This is a genomic window from Xanthobacter autotrophicus (assembly GCF_005871085.1).
GTDB lineage: Bacteria > Pseudomonadota > Alphaproteobacteria > Rhizobiales > Xanthobacteraceae > Xanthobacter > Xanthobacter autotrophicus.
Genome location: NZ_VAUP01000035.1, coordinates 349,883 through 370,756 on the forward strand (window position 1 = coordinate 349,883; position 20,874 = coordinate 370,756).

The 20,874-nt window shown below is 70.0% G+C and carries 18 protein-coding genes; 8 read left to right on the forward strand and 10 right to left on the reverse strand.

The window, feature by feature from the left end; translation table 11 throughout:
* Nucleotides 1–191 precede the first annotated feature (191 nt).
* Both FBQ73_RS17610 and FBQ73_RS17615 read left to right on the forward strand, forming a co-directional pair.
* Nucleotides 192–1,193 carry an SPFH domain-containing protein gene (locus tag FBQ73_RS17610; protein WP_138400779.1) on the forward strand — a complete coding sequence of 334 codons (1,002 nt, stop codon included), beginning with the start codon at nucleotides 192–194 and terminating at the stop codon, nucleotides 1,191–1,193.
* A gap of 8 nt (nucleotides 1,194–1,201) precedes the next feature.
* Nucleotides 1,202–1,654 carry an NfeD family protein gene (locus FBQ73_RS17615; RefSeq protein ID WP_138400780.1) on the forward strand — a complete coding sequence of 151 codons (453 nt, stop codon included), beginning with the start codon at nucleotides 1,202–1,204 and terminating at the stop codon, nucleotides 1,652–1,654.
* Between the two features lie 133 nt (nucleotides 1,655–1,787).
* Here the strand turns inward: FBQ73_RS17615 and FBQ73_RS17620 are convergent, their stop codons facing one another.
* The 3 genes from FBQ73_RS17620 to FBQ73_RS17630 all read right to left on the reverse strand — a co-directional run bounded on the left by FBQ73_RS17620 (nucleotide 1,788) and on the right by FBQ73_RS17630 (nucleotide 5,882).
* Nucleotides 1,788–4,397, reverse strand: a complete 2,610-nt coding sequence (locus FBQ73_RS17620) for a TIGR02302 family protein (RefSeq protein ID WP_138400781.1) — start codon at nucleotides 4,395–4,397, stop codon at nucleotides 1,788–1,790.
* A 176-nt stretch (nucleotides 4,398–4,573) separates the two neighbouring features.
* Nucleotides 4,574–5,353, reverse strand: coding sequence for an RluA family pseudouridine synthase (locus FBQ73_RS17625; RefSeq protein WP_138400782.1), 780 nt, complete (start codon nucleotides 5,351–5,353; stop codon nucleotides 4,574–4,576).
* A complete protein-coding gene (locus tag FBQ73_RS17630; protein WP_138400783.1) occupies nucleotides 5,313–5,882 on the reverse strand; it encodes an O-acetyl-ADP-ribose deacetylase in 570 nt (189 codons plus the stop codon). Before FBQ73_RS17630 ends, FBQ73_RS17625 begins: the two co-directional genes overlap by 41 nt.
* Nucleotides 5,883–5,981: 99 nt before the next feature.
* Here FBQ73_RS17630 and FBQ73_RS17635 point away from each other — a divergent pair, with 99 nt between their 5' ends.
* A complete protein-coding gene (locus FBQ73_RS17635) occupies nucleotides 5,982–6,506 on the forward strand; it encodes a hypothetical protein (protein ID WP_138400784.1) in 525 nt (174 codons plus the stop codon).
* A gap of 81 nt (nucleotides 6,507–6,587) precedes the next feature.
* Here the strand turns inward: FBQ73_RS17635 and FBQ73_RS17640 are convergent, their stop codons facing one another.
* A complete protein-coding gene (locus tag FBQ73_RS17640) occupies nucleotides 6,588–7,628 on the reverse strand; it encodes a patatin-like phospholipase family protein (RefSeq protein WP_138400785.1) in 1,041 nt (346 codons plus the stop codon).
* A gap of 25 nt (nucleotides 7,629–7,653) precedes the next feature.
* Nucleotides 7,654–8,436 (reverse strand): 3-hydroxybutyrate dehydrogenase, encoded by a 783-nt coding sequence (locus FBQ73_RS17645; protein ID WP_138400786.1) that lies wholly within the window; start codon nucleotides 8,434–8,436, stop codon nucleotides 7,654–7,656.
* Nucleotides 8,437–8,656: 220 nt separating this feature from the next.
* Here FBQ73_RS17645 and FBQ73_RS17650 point away from each other — a divergent pair, with 220 nt between their 5' ends.
* The 4 genes from FBQ73_RS17650 to FBQ73_RS17665 all read left to right on the forward strand — a co-directional run bounded on the left by FBQ73_RS17650 (nucleotide 8,657) and on the right by FBQ73_RS17665 (nucleotide 12,189).
* On the forward strand, nucleotides 8,657–9,166 hold the full coding sequence (locus tag FBQ73_RS17650; RefSeq protein ID WP_138400787.1) for a Fur family transcriptional regulator: 510 nt from the start codon (nucleotides 8,657–8,659) through the stop codon (nucleotides 9,164–9,166).
* Nucleotides 9,167–9,283: 117 nt separating this feature from the next.
* Nucleotides 9,284–10,624 carry a flavodoxin-dependent (E)-4-hydroxy-3-methylbut-2-enyl-diphosphate synthase gene (ispG, locus tag FBQ73_RS17655; RefSeq protein WP_138400788.1) on the forward strand — a complete coding sequence of 447 codons (1,341 nt, stop codon included), beginning with the start codon at nucleotides 9,284–9,286 and terminating at the stop codon, nucleotides 10,622–10,624.
* Nucleotides 10,625–10,729: 105 nt separating this feature from the next.
* Nucleotides 10,730–11,581, forward strand: a complete 852-nt coding sequence (locus tag FBQ73_RS17660; protein ID WP_138400789.1) for a DUF2076 domain-containing protein — start codon at nucleotides 10,730–10,732, stop codon at nucleotides 11,579–11,581.
* Nucleotides 11,582–11,823: 242 nt separating this feature from the next.
* Nucleotides 11,824–12,189 carry a helix-turn-helix domain-containing protein gene (locus tag FBQ73_RS17665; protein ID WP_138400790.1) on the forward strand — a complete coding sequence of 122 codons (366 nt, stop codon included), beginning with the start codon at nucleotides 11,824–11,826 and terminating at the stop codon, nucleotides 12,187–12,189.
* Nucleotides 12,190–12,245: 56 nt separating this feature from the next.
* Here the strand turns inward: FBQ73_RS17665 and FBQ73_RS17670 are convergent, their stop codons facing one another.
* The 3 genes from FBQ73_RS17670 to FBQ73_RS17680 all read right to left on the reverse strand — a co-directional run bounded on the left by FBQ73_RS17670 (nucleotide 12,246) and on the right by FBQ73_RS17680 (nucleotide 17,716).
* A complete protein-coding gene (locus FBQ73_RS17670; RefSeq protein WP_138400791.1) occupies nucleotides 12,246–12,689 on the reverse strand; it encodes a Crp/Fnr family transcriptional regulator in 444 nt (147 codons plus the stop codon).
* A 101-nt stretch (nucleotides 12,690–12,790) separates the two neighbouring features.
* Nucleotides 12,791–15,466 carry an ABC transporter ATP-binding protein gene (locus tag FBQ73_RS17675; protein ID WP_138400792.1) on the reverse strand — a complete coding sequence of 892 codons (2,676 nt, stop codon included), beginning with the start codon at nucleotides 15,464–15,466 and terminating at the stop codon, nucleotides 12,791–12,793.
* A gap of 60 nt (nucleotides 15,467–15,526) precedes the next feature.
* Nucleotides 15,527–17,716, reverse strand: coding sequence for a CHASE2 domain-containing protein (locus FBQ73_RS17680; protein WP_138400793.1), 2,190 nt, complete (start codon nucleotides 17,714–17,716; stop codon nucleotides 15,527–15,529).
* Nucleotides 17,717–18,333: 617 nt separating this feature from the next.
* Here FBQ73_RS17680 and FBQ73_RS17685 point away from each other — a divergent pair.
* Nucleotides 18,334–19,350 carry a KpsF/GutQ family sugar-phosphate isomerase gene (locus FBQ73_RS17685; protein WP_138400794.1) on the forward strand — a complete coding sequence of 339 codons (1,017 nt, stop codon included), beginning with the start codon at nucleotides 18,334–18,336 and terminating at the stop codon, nucleotides 19,348–19,350.
* Between the two features lie 15 nt (nucleotides 19,351–19,365).
* Here FBQ73_RS17685 and FBQ73_RS17690 read toward each other — a convergent pair whose 3' ends face one another.
* Together FBQ73_RS17690 and FBQ73_RS17695 are read right to left on the reverse strand one after the other, a co-directional pair.
* Entirely contained in the window at nucleotides 19,366–20,163 is a 798-nt protein-coding gene (locus tag FBQ73_RS17690) for an N-acetylmuramoyl-L-alanine amidase (protein ID WP_138400795.1), read from the reverse strand.
* On the reverse strand, nucleotides 20,160–20,867 hold the full coding sequence (locus tag FBQ73_RS17695; RefSeq protein WP_138400796.1) for a molecular chaperone DjiA: 708 nt from the start codon (nucleotides 20,865–20,867) through the stop codon (nucleotides 20,160–20,162). Before FBQ73_RS17695 ends, FBQ73_RS17690 begins: the two co-directional genes overlap by 4 nt.
* Nucleotides 20,868–20,874 lie beyond the last annotated feature (7 nt).

The window sequence follows — 20,874 nt, forward strand, 5'->3', positions numbered from 1 at the left end:
GCTTTCCTCGCCATGCCGTCGAGAGCCGGCACGCATGGGGAACACAACCGGACCGAATCGGCTGCGGCCCGGATGTCTCCTTTCGTTCCGCCGCGCGTCGTCCCTTTGCCCCGGTTCCCCGTTCTCTTGCCCGGCATGGCCGCCCATGCCCATATGACACCGGCCCTGAGGGCCAAGCGAAAGGGCGTTTCATGCTGCTGACCGGTCCGAACCTGTTCGTGCTCGTCCTGCTCGTGCTGGCGGTGGCGGTGGTCTTCGCCGGGGTGAAGACGGTGCCGCAGGGCTACCAGTACACGGTGGAGCGCTTCCGCCGGTACACCAAGACGCTCCAGCCGGGCCTCAACCTGATCGTCCCGTTCATCGACCGCATCGGCAACAGGGTGAACGTGATGGAGCAGGTGCTCCCGGTGCCGACCCAGGAGGTCATCACCAAGGACAACGCCACCGTCGCGGTGGACGGGGTCGCCTTCTACCAGGTGTTCGACGCGGCGCGCGCCTCCTACGAGGTGGCCCGGCTCGACACCGCCATCCTGGCCCTGACCATGACCAACATCCGCACCGTCATGGGCTCCATGGACCTCGACCAGCTCTTGTCCCACCGCGACGAGATCAACGTGCGCCTGCTGCGGGTGGTGGATGCCGCCGCTTCGCCCTGGGGCATCAAGATCACCCGGGTGGAGATCAAGGACATCGTGCCGCCGGCGGACCTCGTCAGCGCCATGGGCCGGCAGATGAAGGCCGAGCGCGAGAAGCGCGCCATCATCCTGGAGGCCGAAGGCCAGCGCCAGTCCGAGATCCTGAAGGCGGAAGGCCAGAAGCAGGGCCAGATCCTCCAGGCCGAGGGCCGTCGCGAGGCCGCCTTCCGCGATGCCGAGGCGCGCGAGCGCCTGGCCGAGGCCGACGCCAAGGCCACGCAGATGCTCTCCGCCGCAGTGGAGAGCGGCGACCCGGCTGCACTGAACTATTACATCGCCGAGAAATACGTGAAGGCGTTCGAGGCCATGGGCACCGCGCCCAACCAGAAGGTGGTGCTGGTGCCTTATGAGGGCACCGCGCTCCTCGGCTCCCTCACCGGCATCGGCGAGATCGCCCGCGCGGCGTTCGGCGGCGAGGGGCCAGCGGGGTCCCGCCCGCCGCTTGCCGGCAGCCGGCGGCCCACTGGCCCCGCCACGCCGCCCCCAGCCCACGGCTGAGGCGCGCCATGCTCACTGATCTTGGGTCGGTTCTCGGACCCTGGGCCTGGTTCATCCTGGGCGGGGTGCTGCTGGTAGCGGAGATCGCCGCGCCGGGGGCCTTCCTGCTGTGGCTGGGCCTGGCGGCGCTGGCCACCGGCGCCCTGTCCTACGTGGTAGGCCTGAGCTGGCAGAGCGAAGTGCTGGCCTTCGCAGCACTGGCGGTGATCGCGGTGCTGGTAGGCCGCAGGATCACTCCGGCGCCGGGGCGTGCCTCCGACAGGCCGTTCCTGAACCGGCGGCCGGAAGGCTTCGTGGGACGGGTGTTCACGTTGGAGGAGCCCATTGTCGAAGGGGTGGGGCTGGTGCGCATTGACGACACCGTCTGGCGCATCGAGGGGCCGGACCTCGCCGCCGGCCGGGACGTGAAGGTGGTGGCCGCCGATGGCGCCACCCTGAAGGTGGAAGCGGTGGAGGGCTGAGCGGCCGTCTGGAACGTCAAAGAGGCGCTGTCGCGGTCACCCCGTCATGGCCGGGCTTGTCCCGGAAGTCACCCACAGCCGACGCCGGGACAAGCCCGGCCCGGCCACTTGCGTCGGCCGGCACCGTCTGCCCTCAGTTCAGTCCGCGCAGCAGGCGATCGAGATAATCGAGTTCGAGCTGCGGCCGGGTCGGCTCCTCAAGGCGCCGGCGCAGTTCCTCCAGCACGCGGCGGGCGCGCTGGGCGTCCACCTCGTCGGGCACCTTCACCGTGAAGTCGTCGCCATAATCCTGGCTGCGCAGGGGCCGGCCCATGGGGTCGGTGCGCTGGGCGGCCTCCTCGCCGGGGCCGCCGGGACCCTGACCATCCTGGTTGCCGCGCTGGCCCTCGGCCATGGCCTGCGCGCCCTGGCGCAAGGACTGGAGAGCCCGGCCCTCGGCATCAAGCGCGCCCTGGCCTTCGCCACGGCCCAAAGCCTCCTCGGCCTCGCGCATGGCGTCGCCTGCGCGGCCCAGCGCATCGCCGGCCCGGTCCATAGCCTCGTTGCCCTCGCCGTTCTGGCCCTGCTGTCCCTGTTGACCCTGCTGCATGCGGCGCATCTCGTCCAGCATGCGGCCGAGGCGGCGGCGCAGCTCCTGCTGGTTCTGCTGGAGATCGCCGAAGCCGTTTTCGCCCTGCTGGCCGTTCTCCCCCTGCTCGCCCTGCTGACCTTGCTGACCCTGTTGGCCGCGCTGTCCCTGTTGACCCTGCTGCCCGTTCTGCTGGCCCTGCCGGTTCTGGCGCCAGGTGCGGTCGCGCAGGCGCTGCTGCTCCTGGATCATCTTGCCCAGCTCGTTCTGCTGCTGGTTCTGGCGCCCGGCCTGCTGGCGGCCGCCGGGCTTCATGTTCTCCATCATGGCCTGCATCTCGTCGAGCAGGGCCTTGGCGGCGTCGCGATTGCCGGAGCGGGCGAGGTTCTCGATGCGGTCCAGCATGCGCTGGAGGTCCTGCGGGCGCACGATGCGGGTGTTGGGATCCAGCGGGCGCGCATCCATGTTGCCGTCGCGCTGCGCCTGCTCGGCCAGCTGGCGCATCATCTTGTCCATGGCGGCGCGCAGATCCTGGGTGAGGCGCTTGATCTCCTCCTCGCTGGCGCCACGCTCCAGGGCCTCGCGCAGCGCCTCCTGCGCGGCTTTCAGCTCGCGCTCGGCCTCGGAAAGGGTGCCATCCTCGATCAGGACCGCCACCTCCCACAGATAGTCCACCAGCGCGCGCAGATCGTCGTCGTTGCGGGCGGTCTTGGCGCGGATGAGGGCGGTGGTGAGGCCGAGATATTCGCCCGCCGCCGGCGTGAACTGCTCAGGCGCGGTCGTGAGGGCATTGAGCACCGCCACGAGCCGGCGCCGGTTGGCGGGATCGAAGGCGAGGCGCCGCCGCTCGTCGACCAGGGCGCGGGCGAGCGGCTTGGAGAAGGTGCGCGCGGGCAGGCGCAAGGTCCTGGTCTCGCTCACGCCTTCATTGCCGGCCTCGTCGCGGGCCTTGAGGGTCACGCTCACGCGGGCGCCGGCCCAGGGATGGGCGACCAGATCCTTGGAGGTCTGCGCCGCGCCGCTCTTGCCGCCGGCCGGCAGGGAGAGTTTCACCTCCGGCGGCGGCACCAGCGGCTGCGCCAACTTGGGCGGCGTCGCACCGGGGCGCGGGAACAAAGGCGGCTCGGGTGGCAGCGGGGCGAACACGGCCTCCGCTTCCTTCACCCCGTAGTCGTCCTCCATGCGGTAGGCCAGCACCAGGGCGTTGCGCGGTCCGGCCTGCGGGTCCTTGGCGAAGGCGATGGAGGGTTTCAGGTCCGGCAGCGCCTTGAAATGCCACATGAGGCGGCGCTGGTCGGGACCGAGGAAGGTGACGTCCGCATCCTCCTTGATGACATAGCGCCGCTCGCCGCCGGTGGCGGGGGCATCGCCCTCGGGCTTCAGCTCGGAGACACCGCCGTCCAGCTTCAGGGAGGCGGCGTCGATGCCCGCGCCGCGCACCACCAGCACGCTGCCGGTGGGCACCTGCAAGGCTGCGGCGTTCAGGGAGGAGGGATCATCCGAGCGCAGGCCCGGCAGCACCACGGGCGGGCGGCCCGTATAGCCCGGCGGATCGACCCAGGCATCGAGGCGATAGGGCGTGGGCGGGATCACGGCCTTCCAGTCGAAGGCGGCGCCGATGCGCGACAGGTGCGCGCCGGGCGCCATGAAGAACGTGGCGACGAGCGCCAGCACCGCCAGCGCCCGCACGGCGCGGGGATCGAGCCGGGCGAGGCCGGGCTCGGGCGGGCCGGCGCGTAGGGTGCGGGCGGCGGCCAGCGCGCGGGCAAGGTGGGCGCGCCATAAAGCGGCGCCCACCGGATCATCGGGCTTGGTGGCGAGACTGTCGGAAATGGCGGTGGCGGGCCGGTGGGCCAGCGCGCTTCTGCGGTCGAGGCGGGCGACGCCGTCCTCCACGCTGGGCCAGCGCAGGGTCAGGAGCGGGCGGGCGGCGAGCACCAGCAGGATGGCGAAGGCGACCACGCCGGCGATGCGCACCGCCACCGGAACCGAGAGCCACAGGCCGGCGAAGGACAGGGCGAGGAAGGCGGCCGCGACGATGCCCACCCGGGCGAGGCCCGGCCAGGCGCGCTCCCAGAACAAAGCGAGGCGGGCGCGGTTGACGGCGCGGGCCAGAAGGAAGCGCGCGTCGCCTTCCGGCGTGCGCGGGAGCTTTCCGTCGCGAGGTGCGCTCACACTCTCTCCCTTCTTCCCGCCGGCGGCCGGACCGAACGCGGCACACGCAAAGCCAGCTTGAAAACCCAGCTTAACATGACGCAAGGAGCGGGCCAGCGCACGCCCTTCGCGTCGGCTTCACAACTGGGTCATGCACTGCAACATGCGCCCGGGCAGCGTGCTAGTGACACTTGGCGCTAAGTATTTTTGGCGCCCCATTCCACCGCATCCGCCGCGCGACCGATCTCGTCGGGTGAAAGGCCCAGCGCGGAAAGCGTCTCGCAGATATGCGGCGGCAAAGGGGCGCTGGCCGCCACCGGCGGGCCGTTCGCCTTCAGCGGCACCACGATGCGGCGGGAATGCAGATGCAGCTTCGGCCCGCCGGGCAGGCGAGAGGCGCCGCCATAGATGGCATCTCCGAAGATGGGGTGGCCGAGGTTGGACAAATGCGCCCGCAACTGGTGGGTGCGGCCGGTGACCGGGCTGAGCGCCATCACGGCGAAGCCGCCGGCGCGGTGGAGCACGCGATAGTCGGTAATCGCCTCCTGCGCGCCGGGCGTGCCCTTGGGCACCGCCTGCATCCACCAGCCGCGATGGGGCGAGCGCTTGGCCAAGGGCTGGTCAATGCGGCCTGCATCCTCCGCCGGCGCGCCCTCAATCACCGCCACATAGGTCTTGCCCACGCTCCCGTTCGCGAACATTTTTCCAAGCAATGCCAGCGCCTTGGCGTGGCGGCCGAGCACCAGGCAGCCGGAGGTGTCCTTGTCGAGCCGGTGGGCCAGCTCCGGCGCCCGGGGCAGGCCGAAGCGCAGGGCGTCGAGATGGTCGGCCAGCGTCTCCCCGCCCTTGGGGCCGGCATGGACCGGCAGGCCGTGGGGCTTGTCGATGATCAGCATCATGCCGTCGCGGTAGAGCACCGGCAGGTCGGGGGCGGGCTCAGGCGGACGGGGCGATGCCGTGGGCGCGGAAGGCGTCATGATGAAGGTCGGCGGCCTCTTGCGAAAAGCAGCAGAACACCACGCGGGTGACGCTGCCGGGATCCCCAAGATGGGCCAGCACGGTGCCGACCGCCAGTGGCGCCGCGCGATCGGCGGGAAATCCATAGATGCCGGTGGAGATGGCGGGGAAGGCGATGGAGGCAAGCCCCGCCCCATCCGCGAGCCTCAGGCTCTCGCGGTAGCAGGAGGCGAGAAGCTCCTCCTCTCCCGCGCCGCCGCCATGCCAGACCGGTCCGACCGTGTGGATGACGTGGGCCGCCGGCAGGCGAAAGCCCGGCGTCAGGCGCGCCTTGCCGGTCGGGCAGCCGCCGAGGGTACGGCAGTGGGCGAGAAGCTCCGGCCCCGCCGCCCGGTGGATCGCGCCGTCCACCCCGCCGCCGCCGAGCAGGCTGGAATTGGCCGCGTTGACGATGGCGTCGAGGGCGAGGCGGGTGATGTCATCCACCACGATGTCCACCCTCGCCTGGCGGGGGCCGACGGCAATGCCGGATTCGGCGGGCTGGGCCATGGCAAGGTGCCTCCAGGGCTGCATCACATGGGCGTCAGCATCTTCATAGCTACACGTTTCCCGATTATGCCAGCAGTCCCGTAGAGAAGGACCAGCATCATGGCACATACGCGCAAGAACGAGCGCCGGCTTCTGACCGGCGACGAAATGGAGTTCGTTGAAAAGGCCCGCCACCCGGTGCTGGGCGCGCTCTCTGACGACGATCTTCATCACCTTGTCAGCTATCTCAGCGATCGCCGCGCGCGGGCGCTCACCATCGCCAACAACCAGCGCCGGGCCCTGCGCGGCAAGGGCGGCCGGGGCGAGGTGACGTTCGAGAAGGCGGATTCCGGCAACCGCCAGAAGGCTGCCGTGCTGACCGACGCCCTCACCCGCGCCCGGCGCGAGGCGAGCCGCCGGGCCACCGAGGCGGCGCGGGACGAGCTGATGGCCAATGCGCAGCGTGCCCTTGAGCTGAAGCGGGATTCCAAGCGCGCCAAGCGCCCGGCCAACCTGCCCCGCCCCAACCAGGGCATGCGCGCCAAGGCGCGCACCCGCATCGATCCCATCGGCGCGGCAGGCGAGGCTGGCCGGGTCACCAAGTTCGTGGCGGTGGCGCAGGCGAAGAAGGATTCGCGCGGCTGAGGCTGCCGACCAAAGCCAGGCTTCAAAGGTGAAGGGCAGGCCTTTGGCCTGCCTTTTTCACGTCTGCGCCCGATAGCCGGGTCAGTCCGCCAGTTCCAGCTTGAGATCCAGGGTGGAGCGGCGACCCAGATCGTCGAAATGGGTCTCCAGGAAGACCTCCGCAGCCGCCCGGCCGAGGTCGCGCAGGTGCTGGAGGAAGGTCCATTCCGCATTCATCTTCGAGGTGGCGTCCAGCGCCACCAACTGGTCCTCGCCTCCGATGCGGTGCAGCCGCACCCGGCGGAAGCTCGATCCGCCCAGGGTCCAGCGGCTGAGCAGGCCCTGGTCGATGAGCTTGGCCGCATGGTCGATGGCGCGCAGCTGGGACAAAAGCGAGGCGTTGAAGGTGATTTCGTTGATGCGGTTCTGGATTTCAGATGCGGTGCGCGGCGTGGTCTCGCGCATCACCGGGTTGATCTGGACCAGGATGATGTCGTCCGCGTCCGCCTTCTCATAGAGCGGGAAGAGAGGCGGGTTGCCCATGTAGCCGCCGTCCCAATAGGGCACGCCGTCGATCTCCACCGCCTGGAACAGAAACGGCAGGCAGGCCGAGGCCATCACCGCGTCGGCGGTCATCTCGTCGTGGCCGAAGATGCGGGCGCGGCCGGTGTGGACGTTGGTGGCGGAGATGAAGATCTTCACCTGCGACTGGCGCAGGGCTTCAAAATCCACGTGGGCTTCGAGGATCTCGCGCAGCGGATTGATGTTCAGTGGGTTGAAGTCGTAAGGCGAGAAGAAGCGCGAGGCCACCTCGAAGGCGAGATAGGCCGGGTTGCGCGCCAGCGACCAGTTGCCCATCAGCCGGTCGAACGCGGTGCGCTGGAGCGGCGACATGCGCCCGTCGCGGGACACGTCGCGCCAGAACTGGGTCAAGGCGTGGCGCGCCTCCTCCGGGTCGCCCTTGGCGAGGCCGGAGGCCAGCACCACCGCATTCATGGCGCCGGCGCTGGTGCCGGTGATGCCGGAGACGACCAGGCGCTCGTCCTGCAGCAGGCGGTCCAGCACGCCCCAGGTGAAGGCGCCATGGGCGCCTCCCCCCTGGAGCGCGAGGCTCACCGACTTGGCGCCTTCGCGGCGACTCACGGTGCGCGTCCGGGTTGGGTCGCGTTCACTCGGCGACCCAGCCACCGTCGATCTGCTGCATGGCGCCGGTGATGGAGCGGGCGTTGTCGGAAGCCAGGAACACCGCGTAGGCCGCGACCTCCTCCACCGTCACGAATTCCTTCGTGGGCTGGGCGGCAAGGATCACTTCCTTCTTCACCTGCTCCTCGGTCATGCCGCGGGCCTTGGCGGTGTCGGGGATCTGCTTCTCGACGAGGGGCGTCCACACGTAGCCGGGGCAGATGGCGTTGACGGTGATGCCGAAGGTCGCGGTTTCCAGCGCGGCGGTCTTGGTCAGGCCGGCGATGCCGTGCTTGGCCGAAACGTAGGCCGACTTGAAGGGCGAGGCCACCAACGCGTGGGCGGAAGCGGTGTTGATGATGCGGCCCCACTTGCGGGCCTTCATGCCGGGGATGGCCGCGCGCATGGCAAAGAAGGCCGCCGACAGGTTGATGGCGATGATGGTGTTCCAGGTGTCGATCGGGAACTCCTCGATGGGCGCCACGTGCTGGATGCCGGCGTTGTTCACGAGGATGTCGCACGCGCCCAGCTCGGTCTCGGCCAGCTGCACCATGCCGGCGATCTCATCGGGCTTCAGCATGTTGGCGGGCGAGTAGAGGCACTTCACGCCAAAATCGCTCTCGATCGCGGTGCGCTCCTTCTCGATAGCGGCGGCGTCACCGAGGCCGTTGAGGACGATGTTCGCACCTTCCTTGGCGAAGGCCCGGGCATAGGCAAGCCCGATTCCGCTGGTGGACCCGGTGACGACGGCGACTTTCCCCTTGAGCATGGCTGTTCCCCAAAAAAGGCGCGGCGCGGCCCCGGCCTGCGGCCGAGACTCACGGTTTAGCGAAGCGGTGTGACGATGCTGTCACGCGCACAGGCGAACCTGTGGCCGGCAGATTGCAACGCTCCTCTCCACGGCGCAACGCAACGTTGGAGTGTTCCCCGCACACCTGCGTTGGTGGGAGCGGATGGCGAGATCTGCATCGATGTATTAGATATGGAGCGTGACCCATTCTGCCAACCATCCCAGCGACCATGATCACGGCCAATGCGTGGCCGGCGCCTTGGCGCGCATGGAAAAGTGCTGCGCGGAGAAAGGCCTCCGCCTGACGCCGCTGCGGCGCAGCGTGATGAAGGCGCTGGCGGAGACCCATGTGCCGCTCGGCGCCTATGAGATCGTGGAGCGCCTGGCCGCCGGCGGCGAACCGACGCCGCCCATGTCGGTCTACCGGGTGCTGGATTTCCTGGTGGCGGAGGGGTTGGCCCACCGCATCGAGAGCCGCAACGCCTTTCTGGCCTGCGGCCATCCCCATGATGCCGAGGAAGTGGTGGTGTTTCTCATCTGCGAGCGCTGCGGCCTGACCAAGGAAGTGGCCTCCCACGCGGTGGGACGCGACTTGGCCTGGGCGGCGCGGGCCGCAGGCTTCGAGCCGCGCCAGCGGGTGCTGGAGGTGGCGGGCACCTGCGCCAACTGCCGGGAGCTGGTCGTGGCCGGGAACGCCGGCGCTGGTTGACGCTCGGCGTCGCGGGGCCTACTCGAACCCGTCCGCGCCCCGTCCCGCCCCGTATCAGGGCTGGACGTGCCCCTTGAAGTGTTGCCGCGCGGACGATCTGCCGAGGATGGAATGCCCATGACCACCCTTCAGTCCACGAACTCCCCTGCGTCCCACGCCACCGCGACCACCCCCGTGGTTCCCGCCGAGCTGCTTCAGGCGGGTCCTGCCGCGCGGCGTCCGACGGTGGGCGTGCCGGTGGGCCGGGTGATGGTGGGCGGCGGTGCGCCGGTGGTGGTGCAGTCCATGACCAACACCGATACCGCCGACATCGAGGGCACGGTGCGCCAGGTGGTGGCGCTGGCCCGCGCCGGCTCGGAGATCGTGCGCATCACGGTGGACCGCAACGAGGCCGCTGCCGCCGTGCCGCACATCAAGGAGAAGCTGCTGGCGCAGGGCATCGACGTGCCGCTGGTGGGCGACTTCCATTACATCGGCCACAAGCTGCTGGCCGATTATCCCGCCTGCGCCGAGGCGCTGGACAAATACCGCATCAATCCCGGCAACGTGGGCTTCGGCGACAAGAAGGACCGGCAGTTCGCCGCCATCGTCGAGACCGCCATCCGCCATGACAAGCCGGTGCGCATCGGCGCCAACTGGGGCTCCCTCGACGGCGAGCTGCTCACCCGCCTCATGGACGAGAACGCCTTGCTGCCGCAGCCGGCCGAGGCCCGCGCGGTGACCCGTGAGGCGCTGGTGCGCTCGGCCCTGCTCTCGGCGGGGCTGGCGGAGGAGATCGGCCTTCCCCGCAACCGCATCATCCTGTCCGCCAAAGTCTCGGCGGTGCAGGATCTCATCGCCGTCTATGGCGAGCTGTCGCGCCGCGCGGACTATGCGCTGCATCTCGGCCTCACCGAGGCGGGCATGGGCTCGAAGGGCATCGTCGCCTCCACGGCGGCCATGGGGGTGGTGCTCCAGGCCGGCATCGGCGATACCATCCGCGTCTCGCTGACCCCCGAGCCCAATGGCGACCGCACCCGCGAAGTGCAGGTGGCGCAGGAAATCCTGCAGACCATGGGCCTGCGCACCTTCGTGCCGCTTGTGGCCGCCTGCCCCGGCTGCGGGCGCACCACTTCCACCGTGTTCCAGGAGCTGGCGCAGGGCGTGCAGGACATGATCCGCGCCCGCATGCCGGTGTGGAAGGCCAAGTATCCCGGCGTCGAGACCCTGAATGTGGCGGTCATGGGCTGCATCGTGAACGGGCCGGGCGAGAGCAAGCACGCCGACATTGGCATCTCCTTGCCCGGCACCGGCGAGACCCCGTCCGCCCCGGTGTTCATCGACGGCAAGAAGGTGGCGACCCTGCGCGGCGCCAACATCCAGGACGAGTTCCGCCAGATGGTGGAGACCTATGTGGAGCAGCGCTTCGGCGTCGGCGGCCCGGTGGCGGGGGCCTCCCCGGCGGACGCGGCGGAGTAGGCGCCTCCGCTACCTCCGCCGTTACCAAAATTTCATGGAGCACCGCCCTTCCTGCGCCATGGCCGGCTGCTCATATGCATGTCGTCCAACCCAGTGGAGACGGATATGACTCCCGAGGAACGTGCCCTGATCGACGGCCTGTTCGACCGCATGCGCGGTGTCGCGAACCAGCCGCGTGACGCGGAAGCCGAGGCGCTGATCGCGCGCCGCGTCGCTGAGGCACCCCATGCCACCTACGCCCTCGCCCAGAGCGTGCTGGTGCAGGAGCATGCGCTCCAGCAGTCCTATGCTCACATCCAGGATCTTGAAGCCCAGCTTCAGGAAGCCCAGGCCCGCGCCGCCGAGGCGCAGTCGCGTCCTGCCGGCGGCGGGTTCCTTGGCGGCCTGTTCGGCGGCGGCTCCCGCAGTTCCGTGCCGCCCGCCGGCTCCCGTGCGGCCGAGGCCCCCATGGGGGTTCCGCCCGGCTATGCCCAGCAGGGCTACGGTCAGCAAGGCTACGGTCAGCAGGGGTATCCCCAGCAGGGCGGCGGCTACCCCCAACAGGGCTATCCGCAGCAAGGCTATCCCCAGCCTCAGCAGGGTGGCCCGTGGGGGCAGCAGCCCCCGCAGCAGCGCGGCGGTTTTGGCGGTGGCGGCGGTGGCGGCTTCCTTCAGGGCGCGTTGGCCACTGCGGCCGGCGTGGCCGGTGGTGCGCTGCTGTTCGATGGCATCAAGGGCATGATGTCCGGCGGCTCCGGTCCCGTGGCCACTGCGGCGGCGGCCGAACTCGGGAAGCCGGCGGCTGAGCCCGCCAGCGGCCATCTCGGCCAGGACGCCCAGAACGCGCTCGGCGGTCATGATCCGAGCCAGGGCGCGGGGCAGGACGACGGCTGGAACGCCGACCCCCAGGACGTCAACTTCGACGACGGCGGTGACTGGGGCAGCGACGACAGCTCGGACGACGGCTCCTGGACCTGAGGCTCTGGTCCCTAGTCCGCGTGATCAAAGTTTTGAACGGCGGTGCCTGGCACCGCCGTTTTCGTTTGGCGGCCTGCATGGCCGGCGCCTCATGATCGGCCGGCTTTCGTTTCTCGTCCCGATGCCTGCTCCATCTGCTTGTTCTGACGCAATCTGGAGCGCAAAACCGCTTCACACGTTTGCGGAAATTGCTCTAGCTTCGGCGCGAAATGCCCCGCTGTGCGGGGCGGCAGGGACATGAGATGACGCCGTTCGGACGTCGGGTGCGCGACCTGCGCGCGGACCGGAACGTGACTCTCACCGAAATGGCCCGCGCCATCGGGGTCACGCCCACCTATCTGTCGGCGCTGGAAACCGGCAAGAGGGGCAAGCCCACCTGGGCGCTGGTGCAGCGGATCATCGCGTATTTCAACGTGATCTGGGACGAGGCGGAAGATCTCCAGCGCCTCGCCGAACTGTCCCAGCCCCGCGTGGTGGTGGACACGGCGGACCTGAGCCCGCAGGCCACGGAGCTGGCAAACCTGCTTGCCCGAGAGATCAGCCACTTGCCGCCGGAGGCGGTGGCCGAACTTTTGGGGCGCCTCAAGATCCTGCGCCGGCGCGGCTGACATCGCGCGTCGGGCCGCCGGGGAGGGGTCAGCCGCGCGCCTTCACCCTCTCGCCTTCACCCTCTCGCCTTCACCAGGGCCTGCGTGGTCTCCTGCAGGCGGAAGGCGAGGTCGCGCAGCACCGAGCGGGCCAGCGACGGGGTCTTGTCCAACAGATTCAGGAACAGGTCGGTCTCCATGCGCAGCACGCTCATGGGCTCGCCGGCCCGTACCGTGGCGGTGCGCGGCTCGCCGGTGAGTACGCCCATCTCGCCCACCACCGTGTCGCGGCCGAGCCGCGCCACCTCATGGGCGGTGCCGCCCGCCGCCACCTCGATCACCGCGGTGCCCTCAAGCACCACATAGGCGGCGTCCGGCGCCTCGCCCTGGGCGAACAGCACGTCGCCTGGCGCCACATCCAGTCGCGCCGCCGAGAAGGCGAGCAGACGCAGCTGGCTCGGCTCCAGGTCGCGGAACATGGGGATGCGGGCAAGCGTGCGCGCCTCGTCTTCGATACTCATTCTTCCCTGCTCATTCTTCGTTGTTCTGGGCCTGGGGTGCCCCCCTGCCTTGCGGGCATTTTAGCGCGTTTTCGTTACGTGAAACTCAATCTCTTGCCGTGTCACGTACCAGTGGCCGCCAGCGCCGCCCCGGCCTCCACCCGCTCCACCTGTCCGTGGGCAAGCACGATCACCTGCGCGAACAGGTCGAGCGGCTCGCCGGCGTCCAGCACCACCAGGGTGGTGCGCCCCGTCCGCCCCGCCAGCACCGAGCCGATGAGCTGGCTCTGCTCGGCCGGGGACAGGGGCACCAGCGCATCGTCGATGACGAGGATGGCGGGGTCAGCCAGCAGGCAGCGCGCCAGCGTGAGCTTGCCGCGTTCGGCCGCCGACAGGGGCAGGCCGCCTTCCCCCACCGCCACATCGAGGCTGAGGCGCTCCACCTGGTCGATCAGCGCATCCAGCGCCAGGCATTCGCGGACGATCTCGTCCACCACCGCCGCGGCACCGGCGCGGTCGGCGGCGATGCGGCCGAACAGCAGGTTGTCGCGCACCGTCAGCGCCCGGCAATAGCTGTCGGGCTGATAGCGGGCGAGGGGAATGCCCGACACGTCCTTGAGGTGCGCGAGCTGGGCGCGGCCGGCCAGCGCCTGATCCTGCCACGCCTCGTCGAGAAGCCCGAAGCGGTGGCGCGGCTCGCAATAGCGGCCGGCGATGCGCAACAGCAGCGCCCGCTCGTCCGGCGAGGGGGCATCCTCCATGCGGGTGGCGAGCGCCCGGGCTTCACCCATCTCCTCCGCGCGCAGCAGGCCCTTGGTGTCGATGCCGGCCAGATCTTCGGGACCGCCGGCCAGCTCGGACAGGATGCGCAGGGCGGAGCGGCCCAGCGCGATCAGGTCGGAGGCAAGCCCTGCCTTCTCCAGCAACGGCAAGAGCCCCGGCTCTGCCAGGAGGGAAGCGGCACCACGGGTGTCGTTCAGCGGGGTGGCGAACAGGATGTTCTCGGCCAGCGTCATCCAGCGGTTGAAGGCGGCGAAACGGAACGGCTCGATCAGCACCCGCCCGCTTTGCGCCTGCCGCTGGGCCACGGCATCGGTGACCGCCGCACGCAGGGAGACGATGCGCTCGGCCAGCGCCGGGGCCTGGTCCGGATCCAGCCGCCGCTCCAGGCCGAGCCGCACCACGAGATCCCCGAGGCCTGCTCCGGCGAGGGCGGCAAGGGCCTTGCGGTCCAGCGCCGCCAAATCCGCGACATCGTCGGCGAGGCCGAGGGCGGCGAGGTCCACGGCCTCCGTCAGGGCGCGGCCGGGCCGTCGCTCCAGCGCAAACAGCAGGTTGGTCCGCAACGTGCCGGTGATGACGATGGGATCGCCGCCGGCATAGGCCACGTGCCGCCCCACCACGGCCTCCGGGACATGGGCGAGATCGTGCCCGCCCATGCGCACGGTGCCGCTGTAGAGCGAGATGGCGCGGCCGCACACGCGGGCCACCGCATGCTTGCCGCCGGCGTCGGGGCCCTTGAGGGCCACCGCCGTGCCGGGAGGTACCTCGAAGCTCACGCCGTCCAGCAGCACGCTGCCGGCCGGGTCCACCACGCCGAGGTCCGCCACCTTGAGGCTGCCGTCGAAGGCCGGTTCCGGGCCGGGCGGCAGCTCCTGCGAGCCCTGCGGCCAGACCTCCCGGGTTTCAAGGTAATAGCGAGCGAAATCGTAGCGCACCTGGGCGATGACCCGCTTCTCGTCCCAGTCGATCAGCTCTTTCAGGGGCTCGGGAATCTGGCCGTAGGCCGCCACCACTGCCACCAGCTGGCCGATGTTGATGGCGCCCGACAAGGCCAGCCAGCCGCCCACTGAATAGAACACCAGTGTCGGCACGTCTGACATCAGCAGGTTGAGCACCCGGTCGGTGAAGTTCTGCCGCTTCAGGTCGAGGCTGGCCTCGGAGACGATGCCGAGGCGATGGTCCACCGCGCCGCGCTCGAACGGGCTGGTGGCGAAGCCGTGGACAAGGGGCAGGCGGTCGATGCCCGCCATCACCCGTTTGCCCAGCGCCACCGCCTCGCGCTGGTAGACCTGCAGCTTGTGGGCATTGTCCTTCCGCTGGATGCCCAGCAGAACGTAGTTGAGCACGAGAATGCCGATGGCGAAGCCGCCCAGCACCGCGTTCTGGGTAAAGATGAGCAGGGTCGCCGAGCCGATGAGGCCGGCGGATTTCAGCGGCTGGGCGAAGGCCATGCCGGCGAAGGGGGAGATGGGCCCCACCTCGAACCGCATCATGTTGCCCACCTCCAGCGCCTTGCTCTTCATGGGCGCTTCCGGCCGCAGCCGCTGGATCACATCGAACAGCTGGCGCCTGAGGCCGACGATGATGCGCTCGCCAAGCCGCGCCTTCGCCATCTCGATGAGGCGGGTGATGTGCTGCTGGATCAGCTGCAGCGCGAACAGCACCAGCGCGAGCCCGGCGAGCAGCCCGAAGGCGCTCACCTCGAAGCCCTGAGAGCGGAACAGCACGAAGCCACCCAATGCGTCGGGCAGGCCGATGTCGAGCTCCAGCAGGCGGGGAACCTTGCCGCCGATGGCGTCCGTCACGCCGTTGACAATGAGGCGCGGCAGTTCCAGCGAGGCATAGTTGAAGGGCAGCAGCATGAGGACGAGGGCGAACAGCTTGATATGGCTCGCCGGAGCCGCCCGCCAGAGGTAGCCGAGCACGTCGCGGGGCAGTGCGCCGTCGGATGCCGCACCCTGCCGGGCCGGAGCGTGTGTCTTGCTGTCAGGAGGGGTGGAGGGCACGCCGCTCATGGAACCGTTTTGCTGACGCAGCGGCCGGTTTGCAAGCGCGAAGCGGCCCAGGGATACGCTCTAGCTGATGCTTCCGGCAGGCGTCGGGGTGGTGGAGGCATCTTGGCACCTCTCGGCATAGAGCGTGTAGAAGCGCGAGAGGCGGTCCGGGCCTTCGCTCGCCAGCGCCTCGGCGGCGGCGCGGGCCAGAGAAAAATGGCCGGCGCCGTAGGCCGACATCAGCGCCGCATGGCGCCGGGCCAGCGTGTCAAAGGCATCAGAGCCGGCGAAGGCGGCGTCGCCCGCCAGCAAATAGAGCTGGCTTGCCCGCGACTTGCCCTTCAGCATCAGGAGGTCGGCCTCGAGGAACGGCAGGTCCGCCACGGCGGCGCGCGTCGCCTCGGAGACGAGGATGTCCACGCGCATGGACTTGGTCGCCCCTTCGATGCGCGAGGCGAGGTTCACGTCATCCCCGAGGCAGGAATATTCGAGCCGCTGGTCCGAGCCGAGATTGCCCACGCAGCACGGCCCGGTGGCGAGCCCGATGCCGCAGCGCACCGGCGAGAACGGCCGTCCCGCCGCCTCCGCCTGCCGGCGCCATTCCACGTTCAGCGCATCGAGCCGAGCCGACATGGCCAGCGCGCACAGGGCGGCGTTGCGGGCGTGGGCCGGGTCGTCCATGGGCGCGTTCCAGAACGCCATGATGGCGTCACCGATATATTTGTCGATGGTGCCGCCATGGGCGAGCACCACTTCGGTCATGGGCGTGAGGTAAGCGTTCATGAATCGGGTGAGCGCCTGCGCGTCCATGGTCTCCGAGAGGGACGTGAAATCGCGCAGGTCGCAGAACAGGATGGTGATCTCCCGCGTCTCGCCGCCGAGCACCAGGCGCTCGGGATTTTCCGCCAGCTTCTCCACCACCTGCGGCGAGACGAAGCGGCCGAACACCGAGCGCACCCATTTCTTCTGCTTCTGCTCGTCACGATAGAGCGCCAGCACCCCCATGAGATAGACACCGAGCACCGCCCAGCCCGGCCCCATGGGATCGAGCAGCAGGTCGAGCCGTGTGAAGGCGAACCATGCCCCCGCCGCCAGCGCCGCCACCACCCCAAGTCCCGCCACCCCCGCCGCCAGCGCCGAGACGCGGGGCAGCACCAGGGCCAGCAGCAGGCCCAGCACCGCCGTGAGCACCATTTCGGCGCCGCGCGCCCAGTCCGGACGCACCAGATTGGCCCCGCTCACCAAGTGCTCGATGAGCTGGGCCTGGATCTCCACCCCCGCCACCGCCGCGTCGATGGGGGTGGCCCGCGTGTCCATGAGGCCGGCGGCGCTGGTGCCCACCAGCACGATGCGGCCCTCCAGCTCCTCCCGCGGCACGGTGCCGTCCAGCACGGCGGCGGCGGAGAGGAAGCGGCGCGGGTCGGTGGGGGTAAAGCGCACCCGCACCTCCCCTTGGGAGTCGGTGGGCACGTCGAGGGCGCCGATCTTCACCGCCGTGATGCCGGACTGGGTGCCGAAGCCTTCATCGCCGCTGGCGTTGGAAGCGCGCACCACATAGGTGGTCGCGCCCTGAGCCACCCGGAGCGCCTCGGCGCCGAGGCCGGGCACCAGCTTGCCGTCGAGCGCGAGCAGCAGGGGCACGCGGCGCACCACCTGATCGCGGTCGGGCAGCCAGTTCAACGCGCCGATGCCCTTGGCCGCCCCCGCAAGGCCCGGCAGGGGCGCCACCGCGCCGGCAAAGCGCGGCACGAAGGCGAGCGGATCGTCCCCGGCGGCGGCGATGCCCCATTTCGCCGGATAGGTCGCGCCGGTGCGCGTGCCGGTGAGCACCGCGCCCAGCACCGACGGGCTTTCACCGAGGGCGCGGGCGAGGATCTCGTCATTGCTCTCGCGCCCGGCCAAAGCGGTCTGGACCGGCGCGCGCACATCCTCGGGCAACAGGCCCACCACGGCGGCGGGGTCGAGCCGGTCCGGCTCGGAGAACACCATGTCGAAGGCGATGGCGCCGGCGCCCGATGCGTTAAGCTTGTCCACCAGCCGGGCCACGGTGGCGCGGGGCCACGGCCACTGGCCGATGCGGGCAAGAGAGGCCTCGTCCACGTCCACCACGCGCACCGGCAGGTCCGGGTCGTAGGCGCGGGGGGCGGCGCGCTGGTAGAGGTCGAACAGGCCATTGCGCGCGTCCGCCAGCGGGCTGGGATCGGCGCCCATGACCAGAAGGCCGGCGGCGAGGGGGCCGCCCACGGCGAGCCAATAGAGGCGGGACCACATGCGGCCGGCGCGCTTTCGCTGGATCGAACGGGTGGATCGAACGGGGCGAGCCTAGAGCAAATCGGCGCCGATCGGAATCGGGGGGCGGGTTGGGAGGGGAGGCGGCCTCCGCGGGTCCGCCTCAATGGGAGAAGGCGGTGTCCCATTCCGGCACATCCTCGGCTTCAAGGCGCGCCCGCAGCGGGAACACAGCATGACCGAATCGGTTGCGGCTGGATCTTCCCGGTTCGTTCCCAAGGCTCGCCGCGATCCTGCGCACCCTGCCCCCCAACCCCCACGCGGGAGAGCGAGCCGGCACTTCTCCCACCCCGTCGCCCTCCGGCTTGACCGGAGGGTCCATATCGCCGCCTTTCCAAGCCCCGCCGCGTTGCCCCCGCCGTTCCACGGGCCGTCCGGTCAAGCCGGACGGCGACGGTGCCCTCTCGTCTTGAGGCGCCGCCCCCGCCCCATCCTTAACGCCAGGCTGCGCTCAAAACCCAGATGGAGGACCGCTTGACCGCACAGTCGCTCCCCCGCAGGCGCAAAAGGGGGCAGGGCGGCCCTTCTTCGCAACCGGGCGCTCGCCCCGTGGCGGGGCGTCTCTCCCCTTTGGCGGCGATCGGTGCTATCCAGTCGCAATGATGCGTTCTCCGGCAAATAAAGTCCCGGCCGACGACGGGTCGCACGTGCATCCCGCTTCGGTGGTCTCCGCGCTTGCAACTCTTGATGCGGAAAAGGCGGGCCTCACGGCGCTGGCCGAGGCCATGGCAGGCCCGCTCGGCGCGGCCTTCGAGGTGGCGGTCGCCACCATCCAGAATTCCCACGGCCGGGTCATCGTCACCGGCATGGGCAAGAGTGGGCACGTGGCGCGCAAGATCGCCGCGACCCTCGCCTCCACCGGCACGCCGGCCCATTATGTCCACCCCGCCGAGGCCAGCCACGGCGACCTCGGCATGATCACCACCGACGACGTGATCGTGGCCCTCTCCTGGTCCGGCGAGACGGTGGAACTGCACGATATCGTGGATTATTCGCGTCGCTTCGACGTGCCGCTCATCGCCTTCACCTCCAACACCGAGAGCGCGCTGGCCTCGAGCGCCAGCGTGGTGCTGAGCCTGCCGGTGGCGCAGGAGGCCTGCCCCCACGGGCTCGCCCCCACCACCTCCACCCTCATGCAGCTGGCGCTGGGCGATGCGCTGGCGGTGGCGCTGCTGCAGAGCCGGGGCTTCACCGCTCTCGATTTTCGCCAGTTCCACCCCGGCGGCAAGCTGGGCGCGAGCCTGAAGTTCGTGCGCGACGTGATGCGCCAGGGCGATGCGGTGCCCGTGGTAGTGGCCGGTACCCTCATGGGCGCCGCGCTGGTGGAAATGAGCACCAAGGGCCTCGGCTGCGTGGGCGTGGTGGGCCCGGATGGCGCCCTGACCGGCATCGTCACCGACGGCGACCTGCGCCGTCACATGGCCAACAACCTCCCCGCCCGCACGGTGGACGAGATCATGACCCCCGCGCCCAAGACGGTGCGGCCGGACCAGCTCGCCTCCGAGGCCCTCAACATCCTCAACAGCCGCAAGATCACGGCGTTGATGGTGGTGGACGGCAAGGCGCCGGTGGGCGTGCTGCACATCCACGATCTGCTGCTGACCGGCATCGCCTGAGGCTCAGCCGCGAGCTCAGGTGACCGCCGGCTCCTCCCCCGGCCGCGTGGCGATCAGGTCGCGCAGGGTGAGGATGGTGGCGGCGTCCGCCACCCCGTCCACCTTGGCGGGGCGGAAATGGCGCTGGAAGGCGGCTATCACGTCGGCGGTTTCGGTATCGTAAGCGTCGGTCAGATCGATGCCGTAGCCGTAGAGCGCGAGCATGGCCTTCAGCGCCGCCACCGGCTCCCCGGCATCCCCCAGCATGAAGAAGCGCCCGCCCTCGACCCGCGACGGCGGCACCAGATGGCCGATGCCGGCGGCATGCAGGGCGCCCCACGGAAAATTCTCGCCCGGATCGCGCTTGCGCCCCGGGGCCACGTCCGAATGGGCGAGCACCCGGTCGGCGCGGATGGCTTGGCGGGTGAGGATGTCGGCGCACAGGGCGATCACCGCCGCGATCTGCACGGCGGGGAAGTCCGGCAGGCCGAAATCATGGCCGCCATTGACGATCTCGATGCCGATGGAGCGGGAATTGGTGTCGCTGACCCCCTCCCAGGACGAGCGGCCCGCGTGCCACGCCCGCGCCGCCTCGGCCACCATCTGCACCACGCGGCCGTCCTCCCGCACCACATAATGGCAGGATACCTCGGAGGAGGGGGTGCGCAGCAGGTCGATGGCAGCATCGGCGCTCGCCATGCCGGTATAGTGCAGCACCAGCATGTCCACCTTCGCCCGGCGCGGCCCGAAATTGGGCGAGGGCATAAGGCTGTCCACGCACGGGCTGTCCGGGGCGGACAGAAGCGCGGGGATGGGGGTATCCGGCAAGCTCATGCCAGCCTCCGCTGCCGGGTGATGACGGAATAGGCAGCGTTCAGCGCCGCCACCCGGTCGTTGGCGAGCTTGATGGCGGCGGGCGGCAGGCCGCGCCTGGCGATCTTGTCGGGGTGGTGGCTCGCCACCAGCGCCCGCCAGCGCGCCTTCACTTCCTCGTCGGAGGCGCCCGGGTCGAGATCGAGCACGGCATAGGGGTCGCCCGGGCGGCGCACGTGCCGCGCCTCGATGCGGGCATAGGCGGCACCGGTGAAGCCGAGGATGCGGGCGACCTCCTCCAGGAACACCAGCTCCTTCTCGTGCAGGGCGTGGTCGGCCTTGGCCACATGGAACAAGGCGTCCAGCAGGTCCTCGCGGGTGTCCGGATCGTCGGCGAACAGCTGCGCCACCTGCCGGGCGTAGGCCTCGAAGCCGGCGGTGTCCTGCTTGGCGAGGTTGAACAGGCGGGCCACGGCGTCGAGGTCCTCGGGCGGGATGTCGAACACCTCGCGGAAGGCCGCGACCTCGGCCGGCACCACCACCCCGTCGGCCTTGGCCATCTTGGCCGACAAAGCGATGAGCGCCACCGAGAAGGCGGCGGGCTTTTCCGCCGGCGCGAGCAGCAGCCGGTCGAGGGCATGCCCCGCCAGCGCGCCGAGCAAGGCGCCGAGCGGCCCGCCCAGCGCAAATCCCACACCTGCTCCCCCGATCAGACCGTAAGCCACGCGTCCC